The sequence below is a fragment of the Thauera sp. genome, assembly GCF_047601425.1.
GTDB lineage: Bacteria > Pseudomonadota > Gammaproteobacteria > Burkholderiales > Rhodocyclaceae > Thauera.
This window is the reverse complement of the sequence record NZ_JASGJL010000001.1, coordinates 510,782-527,749: the sequence shown is the minus strand read 5'-3', so window position 1 is coordinate 527,749 and position 16,968 is coordinate 510,782. Positions and strand designations below refer to the sequence as shown.

Sequence of the window (16,968 nt, the reverse complement as noted above, 5' to 3'; positions counted from 1 at the left end):
CCCTACGTAAATTGAACTTGCTATTTCCGCTTTGTCGGATATGTTTAAGGAATCAACAAGCCGCATCAGACGGCGCAACAATGGAGGAGTAACTATGCTATCGATTCGTGACTGCCTGGACTACTGCGACATTACCGATGACGAAGTCGCACTGGTCGCCGAACATGAAGGGATTCCGGACGTTGCCGCCGCACAAGTGGTTTGCGGCCTGGTCCAGACTCGCGAAGGCGTCCTGCTGCTGACGAACTTCATGCTCGATCTCGTCGAGCGCGCCAACGAATGCGGCGACAAGGACAAGGCCGCCAAGGCCAAATCCGTGTGCGCCCGCTTCATGGCTGATCATCCCCTGACGCATTAGCAGCATCATCCGACGCCGAACGCTCGCCCGTCCGCCTACCGGACGGCCGGGCGTTCTGGCTTTCTGCCGCCTCGTCCAGCGCACGCAGCTGGGCGAGCTTCTCCGCGATGCGCCCTTCCATGCCACGCGGCGTGGGTTGATACCACTCCGGACGCTCCATGCCTTCGGGCAGGTAGTTTTCACCGGCGGCATAGCCGCCCGGCTCGTCATGGGCGTAGCGGTAAGCCTTGCCATAACCCAGGTTCTTCATCAATTTCGTCGGCGCATTGCGCAGGTGCAGCGGCACCGGGCGCGAGCCGTCGTGTTTGACGAAGTTGCGCGCCGCGTTGTAGGCCTTGTAGGCCGCATTCGACTTGGCCGCACAGGCGAGGAAGATCGTCGCCTGCGCCAGCGCCAGTTCGCCTTCGGGAGAACCGAGGCGCTCGTATGTGGCGCAGGCATTCAAGGTCATTTCGAGTGCCCGCGGGTCGGCCAGGCCGATGTCCTCCACCGCCATGCGGATCAGACGCCGGCCGACATAGAGCGGATCCGCGCCGCCATCGAGCATCCGGCACAGCCAGTAGAGCGAGGCATCCGGGTTCGAGCCCCGGACCGATTTGTGCAGGGCCGATATCTGGTCGTAGAAAGCCTCTCCGCCCTTGTCGAAACGGCGCAGGTTCTGCGACAGAGCGGCATCGACGAAAGCCGCATCGACCCTTGCCGCACCAGCCGTCTCGGCCGCCACCTGAACCTGCTCGATCAGGTTCATCAGCCGCCGTGCATCGCCGTCGGCGAAACCGATCATGCGTTCGCGGGCGTCGTCGTCGAACGGCAGGTCCGGACATGCCGCCAGCCGTGCCCGCTCGAACAGCGCGGTCATCGCCTCGGCATCGATCGGTTCAAGGACATAGACCGCCGCGCGCGACAGCAGCGCCGAATTGACTTCGAAGGACGGGTTCTCGGTGGTAGCGCCGATGAAGGTCACCAGCCCCTGCTCGACGTAAGGCAGGAAGGCATCCTGCTGCGACTTGTTGAAGCGATGCACTTCATCCACGAACAGGATGGTGTGCCGGCCCCGCGCCTTGGCGGCCTGGGCCTGCTGGATCGCCTCGCGGATCTCCTTGACGCCGGAAAACACCGCCGACAGCGCAACGAAGTCGGCGTCGAAGCCCTGCGCCATCAGGCGGGCGAGCGTGGTCTTGCCGACACCCGGAGGGCCCCATAGGATCATCGAATGCGGCTTGCGCGAGGCAAAGGCCAGCCGAAGGGGCTTGCCCTCGCCCAGCAGGTGAGCCTGGCCCGCGACCTCGTCGAGTGATTTCGGCCGCATGCGTTCGGCAAGCGGCACCTGCGGCGGTGCGATGGACTCGAACAGATCGGCCACGGTCAACGTGCCGGAGCGGTGCCGGCGCCACCCGCCGCACCCGGCAGCTCACCGATCACGTCGGCACCCGCCGGCGGCTCGAAGCGGAAACGGTCGGGAGCCAGCTTGGGATTCGGCTGCAGACGGGTGAAATGGATCAGCGTGGTCTGGCCGAAATTGTCGCGCATCTCCATGCTGTGCAGACGGCCGCCCTTGAGGCCGATGCGCAGGGACTCGAAGCCGCTGTCGGTCTGCCTGGGGCGAGCTTCGACCCAATCCAGCTGGCCGTCACTGCCGCCTTCGGCCAGGACGAAACCTTCATCGATGTCGCCGCTGCCGAACAGGATGGCGGCCGGCGTCGCCCCCAGGGCATCGCCGATCGTGCGTACCGTGACCTGGTTCAGGTCCGGATCCCAGGTCCATAGCGTGCTGCCGTCACCGACCAGTACCTGGCGGTAGGGACGCTCGTATTCCCAATGGAAACGCCCGGGCCGCGAATAGGCAAAGCTGCCCGATGCCTGCTGCGGCTTGCGGCCGGACTGGGCAACGACGATCTGCTCGAAATCGCCCTCGGCGCTGCGCGTATCCGACACGAACTGGCGCAGCTGGGCAACGCCGTCCGCAGCCAGCGCGGCACCGCCGGCACAAACCAATGCGAGGGCCAGCGACGCACGCACAACCATCGGGGCATGGGCCGCCAGTTGGCGAGCCATCGCCCCTGCACCGAAATGCATTCCCATCATTCGCTCTCCTTGGCCGGGACGATCACTTCGCGGTTTCCATTGCTGCCCATCGCCGATACCAGGCCGGCACGTTCCATCTGTTCGATCAGGCGTGCCGCACGGTTGTAGCCGATGCGAAGGTGGCGCTGCACCAGCGAGATCGACGGCCGGCGGGTCTTGATCACCACTTCGACCGCCTGGTCGTACAGCGGATCGGCCTCGCCATCGCCACCATCGCCTCCGCCGCCGAGCGCGGCCTCCAGGTCGTCCTCGGGCGGCGACAGGATGCCTTCGACATAGTCCGGCGGACCGACGCGCTTGAGGTGATCCACCACCTTGTGCACCTCATCGTCGGCGACGAAGGCGCCATGCACCCGTACCGGCAGGCCGGTGCCCGGCGCGAGATAAAGCATGTCGCCCATGCCGAGCAGGGTTTCGGCGCCCATCTGGTCGAGAATGGTGCGCGAGTCGATCTTGCTGGACACCTGGAAGGCGATGCGGGTCGGCACGTTGGCCTTGATCAGGCCGGTGATGACATCCACCGACGGCCGCTGCGTGGCGAGGATCAGGTGGATGCCGGCCGCCCGCGCCTTCTGCGCAAGGCGCGCGATCAGTTCTTCCACCTTCTTTCCGACCACCATCATCATGTCGGCCAGTTCGTCCACCACGACCACGATGTAGGGCAGCGTGTCGAGCGGTTCGGGGTTTTCGGGCGTGATCGAGAAGGGGTTGGTCAGTGGCGTCTCGGCCTTGCGCGCTTCCAGCACGGCCTTGTTGTAGCCGGACAGGTTGCGCACGCCGACCGCCGCCATCAGCTTGTAGCGCTTGTCCATTTCGGCGACGCACCAGTTCAGCGCATTCGCCGCATGCTTCATGTCGGTGACGACGGGCGCCAGCAGATGGGGGATGCCTTCGTAGATCGACAGCTCGAGCATCTTCGGGTCGACCATGATCAGCCGCACGCGGTCCGGCTCGCTCTTGTAGAGCAGCGACAGGATCATCGCGTTGATGCCGACTGACTTGCCCGAACCGGTGGTGCCGGCCACCAGCAGATGAGGCATCTTGGCCAGGTCGGCCACCACCGGCTGGCCGCCGATGTCCTTGCCGAGCACCACGGTGAGCGGCGAATTCATGTCGTGATAGACCTTGGAGCCGACGATCTCGGACAGCCGCACCGTCTGCCGCTTGGGGTTGGGCAGCTCCAGTGCCATGCAGGACTTGCCCGGCACCGTCTCGACCACCCGTACCGACACCAGCGACAGCGCGCGCGCCAGATCCTTGGCCAGATTGACCACCTGACTGCCCTTGACGCCGATCGCCGGCTCGATTTCGTAGCGCGTGATCACTGGCCCCGGATAAGCGGCCAGAACCTTGACCTCGACGCCGAAGTCGCCGAGCTTGGTCTCGATCAGCCGCGAGGTGAATTCCAGCGCATCGGCCGAGGGCGGCTCGACATCTCCGGAGGCGGGATCGAGCAGCGCCAGAGGCGGCATCGCACCTGCGCCTGCATCGGCGAACAGCGTCTGCTGGCGCTCCTTGTCGACGCGCTCGGATTTCTGCACGGCGATCATCGGCGGCTCGATGCGCAATGGCGCGGGCGGCTCCTTCTCGGTCTTGCGCCGCCGGGTTTCGATCACGGCTTCACGCTTCTGCGCCACTTCACGGCCCACACGGCGGTCCTGCCAGCGCTGCCAGCCCTGTTGCACGGCCAGCACGGTCTGCTCCAGCAGCAACCCCACCCGCTCGACCACGGCCAGCCAGGAAACGCCGGTGAATAGCGACAACCCCGAAGCCATCAGCGCGAGCAGCAGCAGCGTACCGCCGGTGAAGCCGAAATAACGCTGGATGAGTCCGCCGATTTCCATCCCCAGCAGGCCGCCCGGCGCGAGCGGCACCTGGGCGCCATGGCTGTGGAAGCGCAGGAACTCGAGCGCGCTGCTGGTCAGCAGCACGACGAGGAAGCCGGCCATGACGAAAATGAAGGAACGGTGGTCCAGCGTCAGCCGGTTCTTCAGCCGCCGGAAGCCCCACAGCAGACTGTAGCCGAGAAAGATCACCCACCACCAGGACGAAAGCCCGAACAGGTAGAGCAGCAGGTCGGCCAGCCACGCGCCGAAGCGCCCGCCGGGATTGATCACGCTGGCAACATCCGAGGCATGGGACCAGCCCGGATCGGTCTTGCTGTAGCCAAGCAGGATCAGGCCGACGTAAAGGGACATGACGCCCAGGATCAGCCAGCGAGCCTCCTGCAGCAGCAGCGAGATCTTTTCGGGCAGGGGCTGGGGGCGGGACGAGCGAGACTGCATGGGACGACGGCGCTAAACCTGAATGAAACAACAGCGTCGATTATAAGCGATACGCCCCCCAGCTCCCGCGCCGCGTTGCGCATCCTCACAAAGCCCCAGGCCGTACTGGCGTGCCGGCCCCAGGCAGCGCGCCCCTGCCGGATCAGCTTTCGGAATCAGACCTCGCTGAGGCGTTCCCGCAGGATGATGCCCTGCGGACGCTCCTCGATCAGGCCCTGCTGTCCCAGGTCCTTCATCACCCGGCTGACCATCTCGCGCGAGGCACCGATCATCTTGGCGATGTCCTGCTTGGATATCTTGCGTACCACGACCGTCTCGCCGCCCACGTCCTCAGCCATCTCGATCAGCAGGCGGGCGACGCGGCCATACACGTCCATCAGCGCCAGGCTCTCGATCTTGCGATCGGCATTGCGCAGGCGGCTGGCCAGATTGCACATGATCCGCCAGGCGATATCGAAGTTGTCGCGCATGATCACGCGGAAATCCTGCTTGGCGATCAGCACGAGGTCGGCCGGCACGACCGCCACGACCGAGGCCGAACGGGGCTGCTCGTCGAACATGCCCATTTCGCCGAACAGTTCGCCCTGGCCGAGGATCGACAGGATCACTTCGCGTCCGTCCTCGTCGCTGACGATGACCTTGAGGCTTCCGGTCAGGACAAAATAGACGAAATCGGAACGGTCACCCGCATTGACGACCGGCTGGCCACGCGCGATCCGCCGCATCATGGAGACGCGGGCCACGTTGGCGAGCACATCGTCTGACAGCCCGTGAAAGAGCGGGAAGGTCTTCAGGGCGATGATGGACACTGCAGCGGTTTTCGACATGCTGACTCCATGGAAGAGCCTGCGCTGGCAGGCTTGTCTGGACGATATTCAACAAGTGTAAACGAATATTGCCCCGGCGATCGCGCTGACCTAGATCGCCGTTTGTCATCACGCTTGTGCCGGTCTGCGGCGGCGGCCGGCCCATCGAGGCTCGGCTATAATTCCAGTTTCGTCCGCAACCCGCAGGAAAGCTTCCGATGACCACCAAACACGCCCGCCTGCTCATTCTCGGTTCCGGCCCAGCCGGCTACACCGCAGCCGTGTATGCAGCACGCGCGAACCTCGCTCCCGTTCTCATCACCGGCCTCGCCCAGGGCGGCCAGTTGATGACCACGACCGAAGTTGACAACTGGCCGGCAGACGCCGACGGCGTGCTCGGCCCTGACCTGATGGCACGTTTCCAGAAACATGCCGAACGCTTCAACACCGAGATGATCTTCGACCACATCCACACCGTGAAACTGGCGGAAAAGCCCTTCCGTCTGGTCGGAGACTCGGGCGAGTACACCTGCGATGCGCTGATCATCGCCACCGGCGCAACCGCCAAGTATCTTGGCCTGCCCTCGGAAGAGAAGTTCGCCGGCCGCGGCGTGTCGGCCTGCGCCACCTGCGACGGCTTCTTCTACCGCAACCAGGACGTTGCCGTGATCGGCGGCGGCAATACTGCGGTCGAAGAAGCGCTGTATCTCGCCAACATCGCCAGGAAGGTCACCCTGGTCCATCGCCGCGAAAAATTCCGCGCCGAGAAGATCATGATCGACAAGCTGATGGAAAAAGTCGCTGCGGGCAAGATCGAACTGGCGCTCAACAGCACGCTCGACGAAGTGCTCGGCGACAACAGCGGCGTCACCGGCATGCGCATCAAGGACGTGAATACCGGTGCAACCCGCGACGTCGGCCTGCAGGGCGTGTTCATCGCCATCGGCCACAAGCCGAACACCGACCTCTTCGAAGGCCAGCTCGAGATGGAAGGCGGCTATCTCGTCACCCAGGGCGGACGCAACGGCAACGCCACGCAGACCAGCATTCCCGGAGTCTTCGCCGCAGGCGACGTCCAGGATCACACCTACCGCCAGGCCGTGACTTCGGCCGGCACCGGCTGCATGGCGGCGCTCGATGCCGAGCGCTACCTCGACAGCCTCGGCAACTGAACAGCCCCATGAGCCGTCGCCCGCGCCCGCCTGCCCCGCCGGCCGAACCGGCGGACAAGCATGCCGGCGACGGCCGCCCGTCCCGGCCAACCAGCGGCAACGCGCCGTTCGCAGGTTTGCGCAAGCAATTGCGAAGCACCGGTGGCGACATGGCTGCACCGGCGCCACAAGCTGCTGCAGGCAAGCGAATACGGCCCTCCTCCGTTCCCGGTACTGCCGAAGAAGCAGCCGCAGCGTCCCCGCAACCCGATGAGGCCGAACTGGCGCTGTTCCACAGGAGCGTGGGCATGGCCACTCCGATCCGCGGCGGCAACCGCGCAGAGATCGAACGGGCCCGGCCGGCACCGCTGCCACGTCCGAGGGCGCCGCAGCAGGACGAGGAAAACGCCGGGCCGGGCAAATCAGCCGCAAGACAGGATGCACTGAGCCTCGCCTATGAAGGTGTGGTGCCGCTGCGGGCAAGCGGTCGTGTCGAGCTCGACACCCCGCTCAGGCACGGCATGCGCATGCCGGCTGCGGACAAAGCGCGGGTGGAACGCCCGGACGGACTCATTCTGCCCGCCGGCACCGACAGCGACGACCCCGTGTCCCTGTTCCACAGCATGGTGGGCGACGCTCGCCCCATCGACACCCGCAACCGTGTCGAACTGCAGCGTCCCGCGCCCCAGCCCGCACCGTTAAAGCGCGAAGAGGATGAACGTGCGGCACTCGGCGAATCCCTGGCGGCTCCACTGAGCTTCGAGGACAGGCTGGACATGGGAGAAGAGGCAGCCTTCCTGCGCCCCGGTCTGCCGCGGCGGATACTGACGGACCTGCGGCGGGGGCGCTGGGTGTTGCAGGGCCAGCTCGACCTGCACGGCCTGGTGCGCGACGAGGCGCGTGACGCGCTGGCTCACTTCCTGAGCGACAGCCTGCTCCAAGGCAGGCGCTGCATCCGGGTGATCCACGGCAAGGGCCATGGCTCGCCCGGCAAAGTCTCGATTCTCAAGCAGCTGTCGCGTGGCTGGCTCGCCCAGCGTGAGGAAATCCTGGCCTTCTGCCAGGCCGGCCCGCACGATGGCGGCGGAGGCGCCCTGCTGGTGCTGCTGCGCGCGCAGAACGCCGCACGCAACTGAGGAGGCAAGCTGGAACGGCCCTTCGCCGTCCGCTTCGTTGCCCCCTTCTCGTCGATCAGATTGCTGCTTCGTTGGTTTCGCCGGTACGGATGCGGATGACTTGCTCGACGGGCATGATGAAAATCTTGCCGTCACCGATCTTGCCGGTATGGGCCGCCTTGACGATCGCTTCGACAGCGGCATCGACCAGTTCGTCGCTCACCACCACCTCGACCTTGATCTTCGGCAGGAAATCGACGACGTATTCCGCCCCGCGATAAAGCTCGGTATGGCCCTTCTGGCGGCCGAAACCCTTGACCTCGGTGACCGTCAAGCCGGTAATGCCGACTTCCGACAGGGACTCGCGGACTTCATCCAGCTTGAACGGCTTGACAATCGCTTCGATCTTTTTCATCGGCCTCTCCTGATCCTGATATTCGTTGTGGTGTCGGGATGTTATCGGATAACGCCCCTCCTTACCGAATTCCTGCCACCTTGCTTGAGCAGCGTTCAGCACGGAAGCATCGCCTGCCCCTCAGCCACGGCCGCCCGAATCGACACGGCTGCGGCCATCGGGCGTGGACAACTCACACGCTGGGTGCGCAAGCCTGTGGATAAGCCGTGGACAGCGCTTGCAAGTGGCCGTCGCCAAAGCGTATCTTTGCGCTGCACAATTTTTGGGCAGCGTCCCGGTCGTGCTGCCACGACACTGCCACGCTCCCGGCACTTCACCGACTCCTCCCGATGCCCCTGCTCGACGGCCTGCATTTTTTCGATTCCATCGCCAGAATCAATCCTCAGCACTGGGATGCCCTGACGCTGGATCCAGCCCCTCCGCATCTGAGCCACGCCTACCTGCAGACACTGGAAACAAGTGCCTGTGTGGGCAGGCACAGCGGCTGGGTCCCCCGGCATGCCACGCTGTGGGAAAACGGGCAGCTGATCGCCGCAATGCCGCTGTACCTTAAGACGCACTCATGGGGTGAATACGTCTTCGACTGGGCCTGGGCAAAGGCCTACCAGGAACACGGCCTGGACTATTACCCGAAGTGGCTGGCAGCCATTCCATTCACACCGATTCCAGGGCCTCGCATCCTCGGGCGTTCGCCTGCAGCGCGCGGGCTGCTCATCGACGGCGTGCTGCGCCATGTCGAAGCCAGCGGTCTGTCGTCGCTGCACGTCCTGTTCCCGGACGATCAGGATCTGAAACTGCTGCAGGACAGCGGACTCGCCGTGCGCCATGGTGTGCAATTCCATTGGGAAAACGGCACCAGGGCCGCGGACACACACGATGCAGGCCTGTATCTCGACTTCGAGGATTTCCTCGGCAGCCTGAACCACGACAAGCGCAAGAAGATCCGCCAGGAGCGCCGCCGTGCCACCGCACATGGCCTGCAGATGCGCTGGCTCGATGGCCATAGCGCCAGGGAAGAAGACTGGATTTTCCTGTACCGATGCTATGCAAATACCTACGCAGCGCACCGCTCGACACCTTATCTGAATCTCGATTTCTTCCTGCAGCTCGCTGCAGGCCTGCCGGACAAGATCCTGCTGCTGCTCGCCGAACGGGATCGGCAGCCGCTTGCCTGCGCCTTCTTCCTGCGCGACGACAGCGCCCTTTACGGACGATACTGGGGAACGACCGAAGCCCTCCCTTTCCTGCACTTCGAGCTGTGCTACTACCAGGCGATCGAGTACTGCATTGAGCATGGGCTGCGACGCTTCGAGGGCGGCGCGCAAGGCGAGCACAAGCTGTCGCGCGGCCTGCTGCCGGTCAGGACACAGTCAGCCCACTGGATCGCCGATCCGCGTTTCAGTGCTGCGGTGGATGACTATCTCGAACGGGAACGCACGCAGATGGGCTTCTACCTGAACGAACTCGACGAGCATGCTCCATACAAGCGAACCGAGCCTGAAGATCGCTGAGAAGCCTTGGCGGAGATGAGATGGCGCGAGCTTGCTCAGCCCACTCCAGCTTCGAGCACTGGCAGGCTGCGGTAGAGCGCGGCGATCGACTTGCCATCGGTAAGCTCCCCGCGATGGATAGCTTCCTCCGCCTCTTCCACACTCAACGCGAGCAATTCGAGGAATTCACCTTCGTCCAGTTGGCGCCCGACATGGCCCAGACCGGTGGCGAGGAAGATTTCGATCCGCTCGTTGGAATAACCGATACATGGATGCATCACACCGACATAGCGCCACTGCTGCGCCTCGTAGCCGGTTTCCTCGCGAAGTTCCCGCTGGGCGCAGGCGAGGATGTCCTCGCCGGGGTCGATCTTTCCTGCAGGCAATTCCAGGAACACCCTGCGCAAGGGATAGCGGAACTGGCGCTCGAACAGCAGACGGCCATCCGGCAAAACTGCAACCACGACGACGGCGCCAGGGTGACGGATATATTCCCTCACTCCTTCGCTGCCGTCAGGCAACAACACCCGATCACGCCAGACCTTGAGCAGCCTGCCGTCGAGAAGCTGCTCGCTCGACAGTTCCCGTTCTTCCAGCGGATCGGGCTGGGAACTAATCACCGGATCAAAGCGAACCGAGCAAAGCGTAGGCGCACAGCGACATCAGCATCTGTGGTGCCAGGCCCAGAGCGGCAATCGCGATACCGTTCGCCGACAGCATGACCCGGACTTCGGCCGGCGCATGGATCGGCGACTCATCGACCGGCGCATCGAAGTACATCACCTTGACGACACGCAGATAGTAGAACGCACCAGCCACCGACAACAGCACCGCGACCACGGCCAGCCAGAAGTAGCCCGCAGCCACCACCGCCTGCAGCACGGCCAGCTTGGCGAAGAAGCCGATGAAGAAGGGTACGCCCGCCATCGAGAACATCACGAACAGCATCATCAGCGCGAACCACGGGCTGCGCCTGCTGAGGCCCTTGAAGTCATCGATGTTCTCGGCTTCGAAGCCTGCGCGCGACAACAGGATCAGCATGCCGAAGGATGCCAGGCTCATGATGACGTAGGCCACGGCGTAGAACATCGCCGAGCTGTAGGCATTCAGTGCGAAGTGCCGGTCACCATCGACGACACCCGCCAGCAGGCCGAGCAGCATGAAGCCCATGTGGGAGATACCCGAATAGGCCAGCATCCGCTTGATGTTCTGCTGGGCAATCGCCGCGAGGTTGCCGAGTGCGATCGAAGCCACCGCGACCAGCATCAGCATGCCCTGCCATTCCTCGGCGACGTCGAACAGCGCCCAGATCAGCAAGCGAACAGCCATCGCGAAAGCGGCGAGCTTGGGTGCGGCCGAGATCATCAGCGTCACCGCAGTGGGCGCGCCCTGATAGACGTCGGGCACCCACATGTGGAAGGGCACCACGCCCAGCTTGAAGCAGATGCCGGCCACCAGGAAGACGAGACCGAAGGTGAGCACGGTCTGGTTCGCGGCCTGGTTGTAGATCGACTGGGCCACTGCGGAGAATTCCAGCGAACCAGTAGCGCCATAGACCATCGACATGCCATACAGCAGCAGCCCCGAGGCCAGCGCACCGAGCACGAAGTACTTCATTGCAGCTTCGGTCGAGCGCGCGGAATCGCGGTCGAAGGCGACCATGGTGTACAGCGCCAGCGACATCATTTCCAGGCCGATGTACATCGGCAGCATATGGTTGGCCGTGACCATCACCATCATGCCCAAGGTCATCAACAGCGCCAGCAGGTAATACTCGGGCTTGTCGATCTTGCGGTCGGCGAGGTAGCCCCGGCCATACAGCAACGCGATGGCGGTGGCGAAATAGATCATCAGCTTCAGGAAGCTGCCCATCAGGTCGCTGATGAACAGGCCGCTGAAGGTGTAAACCGGCTCGCCTTGCATCGTGTAGATGGTAATGAAGGCAGCGACGATCAGCGTCGCCTGCGTTGCGTAGTAAGCCAACGTGCGCGCGATGCTGCGGGCGAAGGTACTCGCCAGCATGATCACCAGGGCCATCACGGCGACGAAAATCTCTGCCGCGGCGGGGTAGAAGTCGGGGACGACAAAGTTCATCTTCTGACCAGTCCGTTAAGTGTCTCTAAAGGTGCCTCGAGCCTGACGGCACTCAGAGCTTGCTCACGGCAACATGCCGCAGGAGTTCGTTGACCGAAGCGTGCATCACTTCGGTGAAGGGATAGGGATACAGACCCATCGCAAGCACGCAGAACGCAAGGATGGCGAGGAAAGCAAACTCACGGCCGCTGATATCCTCGAGTTCCGCCACGTGCTTGTTCGCCACTTTGCCGAACACCACACGCTTGTACATCCACAGCGAATAGGCTGCGCCGACGATCAGCGTGGTCGCGGCGACGAAGCCGATCCAGAAGTTGTACTGCACCGCGCCCAGCACGACCATGAACTCGCCGACAAACCCCGAGGTTGCAGGCAGGCCGGAGTTGGCCATCGTGAAGAGCATGAAGAAGGCCGCGAACTTCGGCATGGTGTGCACCACACCGCCGTAATCGGCAATCTGGCGCGAATGCAGGCGATCGTACAGCACACCGATACACAGGAACATCGCACCGGAAACGAAGCCGTGCGAAATCATCTGAACCAGTGCGCCTTCCACACCCATCTGATTGAAGATGAAGAAGCCCAGAGTGACGAAACCCATGTGCGAAATCGACGAATAGGCGACCAGCTTCTTCATGTCGGCCTGCACCAGGGCGACGAAGCCGATGTAGACCACCGCGATCAGCGACAACGTGATGACCAGCCAGGCAAGCTCCTGAGCCGCATCCGGCACGATCGGCAGCGAGAAGCGCAGGAAACCGTAGGCACCGAGCTTCAGCGCGATCGCGGCCAGCACCACCGAGCCGCCGGTAGGCGCTTCGACGTGGGCGTCCGGCAGCCAGGTATGCACCGGCCACATCGGCACCTTGACACCGAAGGCGATCAGGAAGGCCAGGAAGATCAGGATCTGCGGCTCCATCGGCAGCGGCAGCTGGTGCCAGTCGAGGATGCTGAAGCTGCCGCCCGACTGCATGAACAGGTACAGCAGCGCGATCAGCATCAGCAGCGAGCCAAGCAGCGTGTAGAGGAAGAACTTGATCGCGGCATAGACGCGGTTCGGGCCGCCCCAGACACCGATGATCAGGTACAGCGGAATCAGCGAGGCCTCGAAGAACACGTAGAACAGCACGCCGTCCAGTGCCGAGAAGATGCCGTTCATCAGGCCCGACATGATCAGGAAGGCCGCCATGTACTGCGCCACACGATCCTCGATCACCTTCCAGCCCGCCAGCACGACCATGATGGTGATGAAGGCGTTGAGGATGACGAACCACACCGAGATGCCATCGACACCCAGGTTGTAGTTGATGTTGAAGCGCGGCACCCACGAAGTCAGTTCGACGAACTGCATCGCACTGGTCGTCGTGTCGAAGCCGGTATAGAGCGGAAGGGTGACGACGAAACCCACCACGGCAACCGCCAAGGCGAGCATCCGTGCCAGCGGGGCATTGCGATCGGAGCCGGTCGCGAGCACCAGCAGGCCGCCGAGAATCGGCACCCAGATCGCCAGACTGAGGAGAGGAATGTCCGTCATCGTTGCTTTCCGTTCAGTGCGCCGCGAACGGCGCGTTCCATCTTGTTATGTGTAGTTCCTGATCGCCCAGCCCCGCTTACCCGCGGTTGAACCAGAAGGTAAGCAGGATGAACACGCCGATGATCATGACGAAGGCGTACTGGTACAGGTGGCCGGTCTGGAACAGGCGAGACATCTGCGCCACCCAGCCCACCAGCCTGGCCGTGCCATTCACGGCGACACCGTCGATCAGCGCCTGATCACCCACTTTCCACAAGCCCTTGCCGAGCGCACGGGCGCCACCGGCGAAGAAGATCTCGTTGAAGCGATCGAAGAAGTACTTGTTCTCCAGCAGGCTGTGGATAGGCTTGAAGATGCGCTGGATCGCGGCCGGAATGTCCGGCCTCACCATGTAGAAGAACCAGGCCACTGCGACACCGCCCATCGCCAGCCAGAACGGCGCAGTCTGCAGGCCGTGCAGGGCCATCGCCAGCGGGCCGTGGAAGCTCGCCTCGAGTTCCTTCAGGCCGACGTGGTTGTCACCGACGAAGATGACGCCCTTGAACCATTCGCCGAACAGCATCGGCTCGATGGTGAAGAAACCGATCAGCACGGAAGGAATCGCCAGCAGCACCAGCGGCACCGTCACCACCCAAGGCGACTCGTGCGGCTTCTGCCCCGGCGCGAGGCCGTGGTGATGATGGTCGTCATGGCCGTGGTCGTCGTCGCCATGTGCTTCCGCATGATGGTCGTCATGCCCGTGGTGGTCATCATGTGCGTGATGAGCCTGGCCGAAGCGCTCCTTGCCGTGGAACACCAGGAAGTACATGCGGAAGGAGTAGAACGCGGTCACGAACACGCCCAGCATGACGCAGAACAGCGCGTAGCCGGCGCCCGGGATGGTCGAGGCATGCACTGCCTCGATGATCGAGTCCTTGGAGAAGAAACCCGAGAACAGGGGGAAGCCGATCAGCGCCAGCGAACCCAGCAGCGAGGTGAACCAGGTGATTGGCATGTACTTCCACAGACCGCCCATGTTGCGCATGTCCTGATCGTGGTGCATGCCGATGATCACCGAGCCGGCGCCGAGGAACAGCAGGGCCTTGAAGAAGGCGTGCGTCATGAGGTGGAAAACGGCTGCCGAGTAGGCCGACACGCCGAGCGCCACCGTCATGTAGCCGAGTTGGGACAGCGTCGAGTAGGCGACGACACGCTTGATGTCGTTCTGGACGATGCCGAGGAAGCCCATGAACAGCGCGGTCGTGGCGCCAATCACCAGCACGAAGGACAGCGCGGTGTCGGACAGCTCGAACAGCGGCGACATGCGCGCCACCATGAAGATGCCGGCGGTCACCATGGTCGCGGCGTGGATCAGCGCCGAGATCGGGGTCGGGCCTTCCATCGAATCGGGCAGCCAGACGTGCAGCGGAACCTGGGCGGACTTGCCCATCGCGCCGATGAACAGACAGATGCAGATCGCGGTGATCAGCGGCCAGCCGGTGACGGCCATCTCCTGCGAGGCCAGGCTGTCTGCCTGGGCAAACACTTCGGCATAGTTCAAGGTACCGGTGTAGGCAGCCACAAGGCCGATGCCGAGCAGGAAGCCGAAGTCGCCGACACGGTTGACCAGGAAGGCCTTCATGTTGGCGTAGATCGCAGTCGGACGCTCATACCAGAAGCCGATCAGCAGATACGAGACGAGGCCCACCGCTTCCCAGCCGAAGAACAGCTGCATGAAGTTGTTGGACATCACCAGCATCAGCATCGAGAAGGTGAACAGCGAGATGTAGCTGAAGAAGCGCTGGTAACCGGGGTCTTCCGCCATGTAACCGATGGTGTAGATGTGCACCATCAGCGACACGAAGGTCACTACCAGCATCATCATCACGGTCAGCGAGTCGATCAGGAAGCCGACTTCGAAGGTGATCCCGCCCGCCACCATCCAGGTGTAGATCGTGCCGTTGAAGGTGTTGCCCGCCTGCACGTCCTGGTAGATGTACACCGAGGCGGCCAGCGCGATCGCCACACCGAGAATGGTGACGACGTGTGCGCCGGTGCGTCCGATCGCCTTGCCGAACAGTCCGGCCAGAATCGCGCCGGCGAGCGGCGCCAGCGGCACGAGGAGATAGAGAGTCTGCATGTCCGTCATCGTGACGCTTCCTTAACCCTTGAGGCTGTCCAGATCATCCACGTGGATCGTGCGCATGTTGCGGAACATGACGATCAGGATCGCGAGGCCGATCGCGGATTCCGCCGCGGCGACCGTGAGGATGAAGAAAACGAAAACCTGGCCGGCGATGTCGCCCAGATAGTGCGAAAAGGCGATGAAGTTCATGTTCACCGCAAGCAGCATCAGTTCGATGGCCATCAGCAGCACGATCAGGTTCTTCCGGTTCAGGAAGATCCCGACAACGCTGATCGCGAACAAGATCGCGCCCAGGATGAGGTAGTGGGAAAGCGAAAGCATCTGTGGTGACTCCCTGATCGCACCGGTGCGTCACCGGTGCGTTTCTATGTTCGCGTGCTGTTTCAGTCTTCTTTCTCGGCCTGCATCTTGACCAGCTCCACGCGGCCTTCGCGCTTGACCGCCACCTGCTCGGAGGCCTGCATGCCCTTGACGCCCTTGCGCTTGCGCAAGGTCAGCGTGACTGCGGCGACCATCGCCACCAGCAGCACCAGCGAAGCCAGCTCGAACGGATAGACGTAGTCGGTGTAGAGCACGCGGCCGAGTTCGCGGGTATTGCTGTAGCCCTCACCCACCGGCGGCGGCGCGGGCATCGCTTCGAGCCCGAAGTAGGAGCCGCCGAGCACCATCACCATCTCGACCAGCATCAGGATGCCGACCAGAGCGCCAACGGGCAGATAGCTCCAGAACCCCTCGCGGATACGGTCCAGATTGATGTCCAGCATCATCACGACGAACAGGAACAGCACCATCACCGCGCCGACGTAAACCATCACCAGCGTGATGGCGAGAAATTCCGCCTGCAGCAACAGCCAAATGCCGCCCGCGTTGAAAAAAGTCAGCACCAGGAACAAGGCGGCATGCACCGGGTTCCGGGCGGTGATCACCCTCAACGCCGCAAAAACCATGATCACGGCGAGAAAGTAGAAGACGAAGGTCTTGAATTCCATGTTCTTGACTCATGGCGCGCAGGGCGCCTTCCGTTAGCGGTATTTGGCGTCCTGCTCGCGGTCGGCCGCGATCTGCGCTTCGTAGCGATCTCCCACTGCCAGCAGCATCTGCTTGGTGTAATAGAGATCGCCCCGCTGTTCGCCGTGATACTCGAACACGCGCGTCTCGACGATGGCATCGACGGGACAGGCTTCCTCGCAGAAACCGCAGAAGATGCACTTCGTCAGATCGATGTCGTAGCGGCTGGTACGGCGGGAGCCGTCGTCACGCTGATCGGATTCGATCGTGATCGCCATCGCCGGGCAGATCGCTTCGCACAGCTTGCACGCGATGCAGCGCTCCTCACCGTTGGGATAGCGGCGCAGGGCGTGCAGACCGCGGAAGCGGTTGCTCTGAGGCGTCTTTTCCTCGGGGAACTGGACGGTGATCTTGCGCTGGAAGAAATGCCGCCCTGTCAGGGCCATGCCCTTGACCAATTCCTTCAGGAACAGACTGCCGATGTAATCCTTGGCACCCATGG

At 63.1% G+C, this 16,968-nt stretch carries 16 protein-coding genes; 4 read left to right on the top strand and 12 right to left on the bottom strand.

Annotated elements, in window-relative coordinates:
- Positions 1 to 94 precede the first annotated feature (94 nt).
- On the top strand, positions 95 to 358 hold the full coding sequence (locus QM748_RS02600; protein ID WP_415245514.1) for a hypothetical protein: 264 nt from the start codon (positions 95 to 97) through the stop codon (positions 356 to 358).
- Here the strand turns inward: QM748_RS02600 and QM748_RS02595 are convergent.
- The 4 genes from QM748_RS02595 to QM748_RS02580 form a co-directional block, all read right to left on the bottom strand.
- Positions 330 to 1,721, bottom strand: coding sequence for a replication-associated recombination protein A (locus QM748_RS02595; RefSeq protein ID WP_415245513.1), 1,392 nt, complete (start codon positions 1,719 to 1,721; stop codon positions 330 to 332). The genes QM748_RS02600 and QM748_RS02595 overlap by 29 nt on opposite strands.
- 2 nt (positions 1,722 to 1,723) lie before the next feature.
- Positions 1,724 to 2,413: an outer membrane lipoprotein chaperone LolA gene (lolA, locus tag QM748_RS02590; protein ID WP_415248000.1), complete on the bottom strand. Its 690-nt coding sequence runs from the start codon at positions 2,411 to 2,413 to the stop codon at positions 1,724 to 1,726.
- Positions 2,414 to 2,439: 26 nt separating this feature from the next.
- Positions 2,440 to 4,728, bottom strand: a complete 2,289-nt coding sequence (locus QM748_RS02585) for a DNA translocase FtsK (protein WP_415245512.1) — start codon at positions 4,726 to 4,728, stop codon at positions 2,440 to 2,442.
- Between the two features lie 155 nt (positions 4,729 to 4,883).
- Positions 4,884 to 5,555 (bottom strand): Crp/Fnr family transcriptional regulator, encoded by a 672-nt coding sequence (locus QM748_RS02580; protein ID WP_415245511.1) that lies wholly within the window; start codon positions 5,553 to 5,555, stop codon positions 4,884 to 4,886.
- Between the two features lie 197 nt (positions 5,556 to 5,752).
- Between QM748_RS02580 and trxB the strand changes: the two genes are divergently transcribed.
- On the top strand, positions 5,753 to 6,706 hold the full coding sequence (gene trxB, locus QM748_RS02575) for a thioredoxin-disulfide reductase (RefSeq protein ID WP_415245510.1): 954 nt from the start codon (positions 5,753 to 5,755) through the stop codon (positions 6,704 to 6,706).
- Between the two features lie 287 nt (positions 6,707 to 6,993).
- Positions 6,994 to 7,821 carry a Smr/MutS family protein gene (locus tag QM748_RS02570; RefSeq protein ID WP_415245509.1) on the top strand — a complete coding sequence of 276 codons (828 nt, stop codon included), beginning with the start codon at positions 6,994 to 6,996 and terminating at the stop codon, positions 7,819 to 7,821.
- Positions 7,822 to 7,876: 55 nt separating this feature from the next.
- Here the strand turns inward: QM748_RS02570 and QM748_RS02565 are convergent, their stop codons facing one another.
- Positions 7,877 to 8,215, bottom strand: coding sequence for a P-II family nitrogen regulator (locus QM748_RS02565; RefSeq protein ID WP_068634781.1), 339 nt, complete (start codon positions 8,213 to 8,215; stop codon positions 7,877 to 7,879).
- A 329-nt stretch (positions 8,216 to 8,544) separates the two neighbouring features.
- Here QM748_RS02565 and QM748_RS02560 point away from each other — a divergent pair, with 329 nt between their 5' ends.
- Positions 8,545 to 9,726, top strand: a complete 1,182-nt coding sequence (locus QM748_RS02560; protein ID WP_415245508.1) for a GNAT family N-acetyltransferase — start codon at positions 8,545 to 8,547, stop codon at positions 9,724 to 9,726.
- 35 nt (positions 9,727 to 9,761) lie between these two features.
- Here the strand turns inward: QM748_RS02560 and QM748_RS02555 are convergent, their stop codons facing one another.
- The 7 genes from QM748_RS02555 to nuoI form a co-directional block, all read right to left on the bottom strand.
- A complete protein-coding gene (locus tag QM748_RS02555) occupies positions 9,762 to 10,325 on the bottom strand; it encodes an NUDIX domain-containing protein (RefSeq protein ID WP_415245507.1) in 564 nt (187 codons plus the stop codon).
- Positions 10,326 to 10,329: 4 nt separating this feature from the next.
- Positions 10,330 to 11,799 (bottom strand): NADH-quinone oxidoreductase subunit NuoN, encoded by a 1,470-nt coding sequence (nuoN, locus tag QM748_RS02550; RefSeq protein WP_415245506.1) that lies wholly within the window; start codon positions 11,797 to 11,799, stop codon positions 10,330 to 10,332.
- Between the two features lie 52 nt (positions 11,800 to 11,851).
- Positions 11,852 to 13,333, bottom strand: coding sequence for an NADH-quinone oxidoreductase subunit M (locus QM748_RS02545; RefSeq protein ID WP_415245505.1), 1,482 nt, complete (start codon positions 13,331 to 13,333; stop codon positions 11,852 to 11,854).
- A gap of 76 nt (positions 13,334 to 13,409) precedes the next feature.
- Complete coding sequence (gene nuoL / locus QM748_RS02540; RefSeq protein WP_415245504.1) at positions 13,410 to 15,461, bottom strand: NADH-quinone oxidoreductase subunit L; 2,052 nt, start codon at positions 15,459 to 15,461, stop codon at positions 13,410 to 13,412.
- A gap of 12 nt (positions 15,462 to 15,473) precedes the next feature.
- Positions 15,474 to 15,779 carry an NADH-quinone oxidoreductase subunit NuoK gene (gene nuoK / locus QM748_RS02535; RefSeq protein ID WP_004333802.1) on the bottom strand — a complete coding sequence of 102 codons (306 nt, stop codon included), beginning with the start codon at positions 15,777 to 15,779 and terminating at the stop codon, positions 15,474 to 15,476.
- A gap of 62 nt (positions 15,780 to 15,841) precedes the next feature.
- Entirely contained in the window at positions 15,842 to 16,447 is a 606-nt protein-coding gene (locus QM748_RS02530; RefSeq protein WP_415245503.1) for an NADH-quinone oxidoreductase subunit J, read from the bottom strand.
- A gap of 33 nt (positions 16,448 to 16,480) precedes the next feature.
- The gene (gene nuoI / locus QM748_RS02525; protein WP_415245502.1) at positions 16,481 to 16,966 is read right to left on the bottom strand and encodes an NADH-quinone oxidoreductase subunit NuoI; all 486 of its coding nucleotides are present in this window, start codon (positions 16,964 to 16,966) and stop codon (positions 16,481 to 16,483) included.
- Positions 16,967 to 16,968 lie beyond the last annotated feature (2 nt).

What these genes read in the sequence shown, in the direction of transcription:
- QM748_RS02600 (WP_415245514.1), top strand. Translation starts at nt 95, where the DNA reads ATGCTATCGATTCGTGACTGCCTGGACTACTGCGACATTACCGATGAC.
- lolA (WP_415248000.1), bottom strand. Translation starts at nt 2,413, where the DNA reads ATGGCTCGCCAACTGGCGGCCCATGCCCCGATGGTTGTGCGTGCGTCG.
- QM748_RS02585 (WP_415245512.1), bottom strand. Translation starts at nt 4,728, where the DNA reads ATGCAGTCTCGCTCGTCCCGCCCCCAGCCCCTGCCCGAAAAGATCTCG.
- QM748_RS02580 (WP_415245511.1), bottom strand. Translation starts at nt 5,555, where the DNA reads ATGTCGAAAACCGCTGCAGTGTCCATCATCGCCCTGAAGACCTTCCCG.
- trxB (WP_415245510.1), top strand. Translation starts at nt 5,753, where the DNA reads ATGACCACCAAACACGCCCGCCTGCTCATTCTCGGTTCCGGCCCAGCC.
- QM748_RS02570 (WP_415245509.1), top strand. Translation starts at nt 6,994, where the DNA reads ATGGCCACTCCGATCCGCGGCGGCAACCGCGCAGAGATCGAACGGGCC.
- QM748_RS02565 (WP_068634781.1), bottom strand. Translation starts at nt 8,215, where the DNA reads ATGAAAAAGATCGAAGCGATTGTCAAGCCGTTCAAGCTGGATGAAGTC.
- QM748_RS02560 (WP_415245508.1), top strand. Translation starts at nt 8,545, where the DNA reads ATGCCCCTGCTCGACGGCCTGCATTTTTTCGATTCCATCGCCAGAATC.
- nuoN (WP_415245506.1), bottom strand. Translation starts at nt 11,799, where the DNA reads ATGAACTTTGTCGTCCCCGACTTCTACCCCGCCGCGGCAGAGATTTTC.
- QM748_RS02545 (WP_415245505.1), bottom strand. Translation starts at nt 13,333, where the DNA reads ATGACGGACATTCCTCTCCTCAGTCTGGCGATCTGGGTGCCGATTCTC.
- nuoL (WP_415245504.1), bottom strand. Translation starts at nt 15,461, where the DNA reads ATGACGGACATGCAGACTCTCTATCTCCTCGTGCCGCTGGCGCCGCTC.
- nuoK (WP_004333802.1), bottom strand. Translation starts at nt 15,779, where the DNA reads ATGCTTTCGCTTTCCCACTACCTCATCCTGGGCGCGATCTTGTTCGCG.
- QM748_RS02530 (WP_415245503.1), bottom strand. Translation starts at nt 16,447, where the DNA reads ATGGAATTCAAGACCTTCGTCTTCTACTTTCTCGCCGTGATCATGGTT.
- nuoI (WP_415245502.1), bottom strand. Translation starts at nt 16,966, where the DNA reads ATGGGTGCCAAGGATTACATCGGCAGTCTGTTCCTGAAGGAATTGGTC.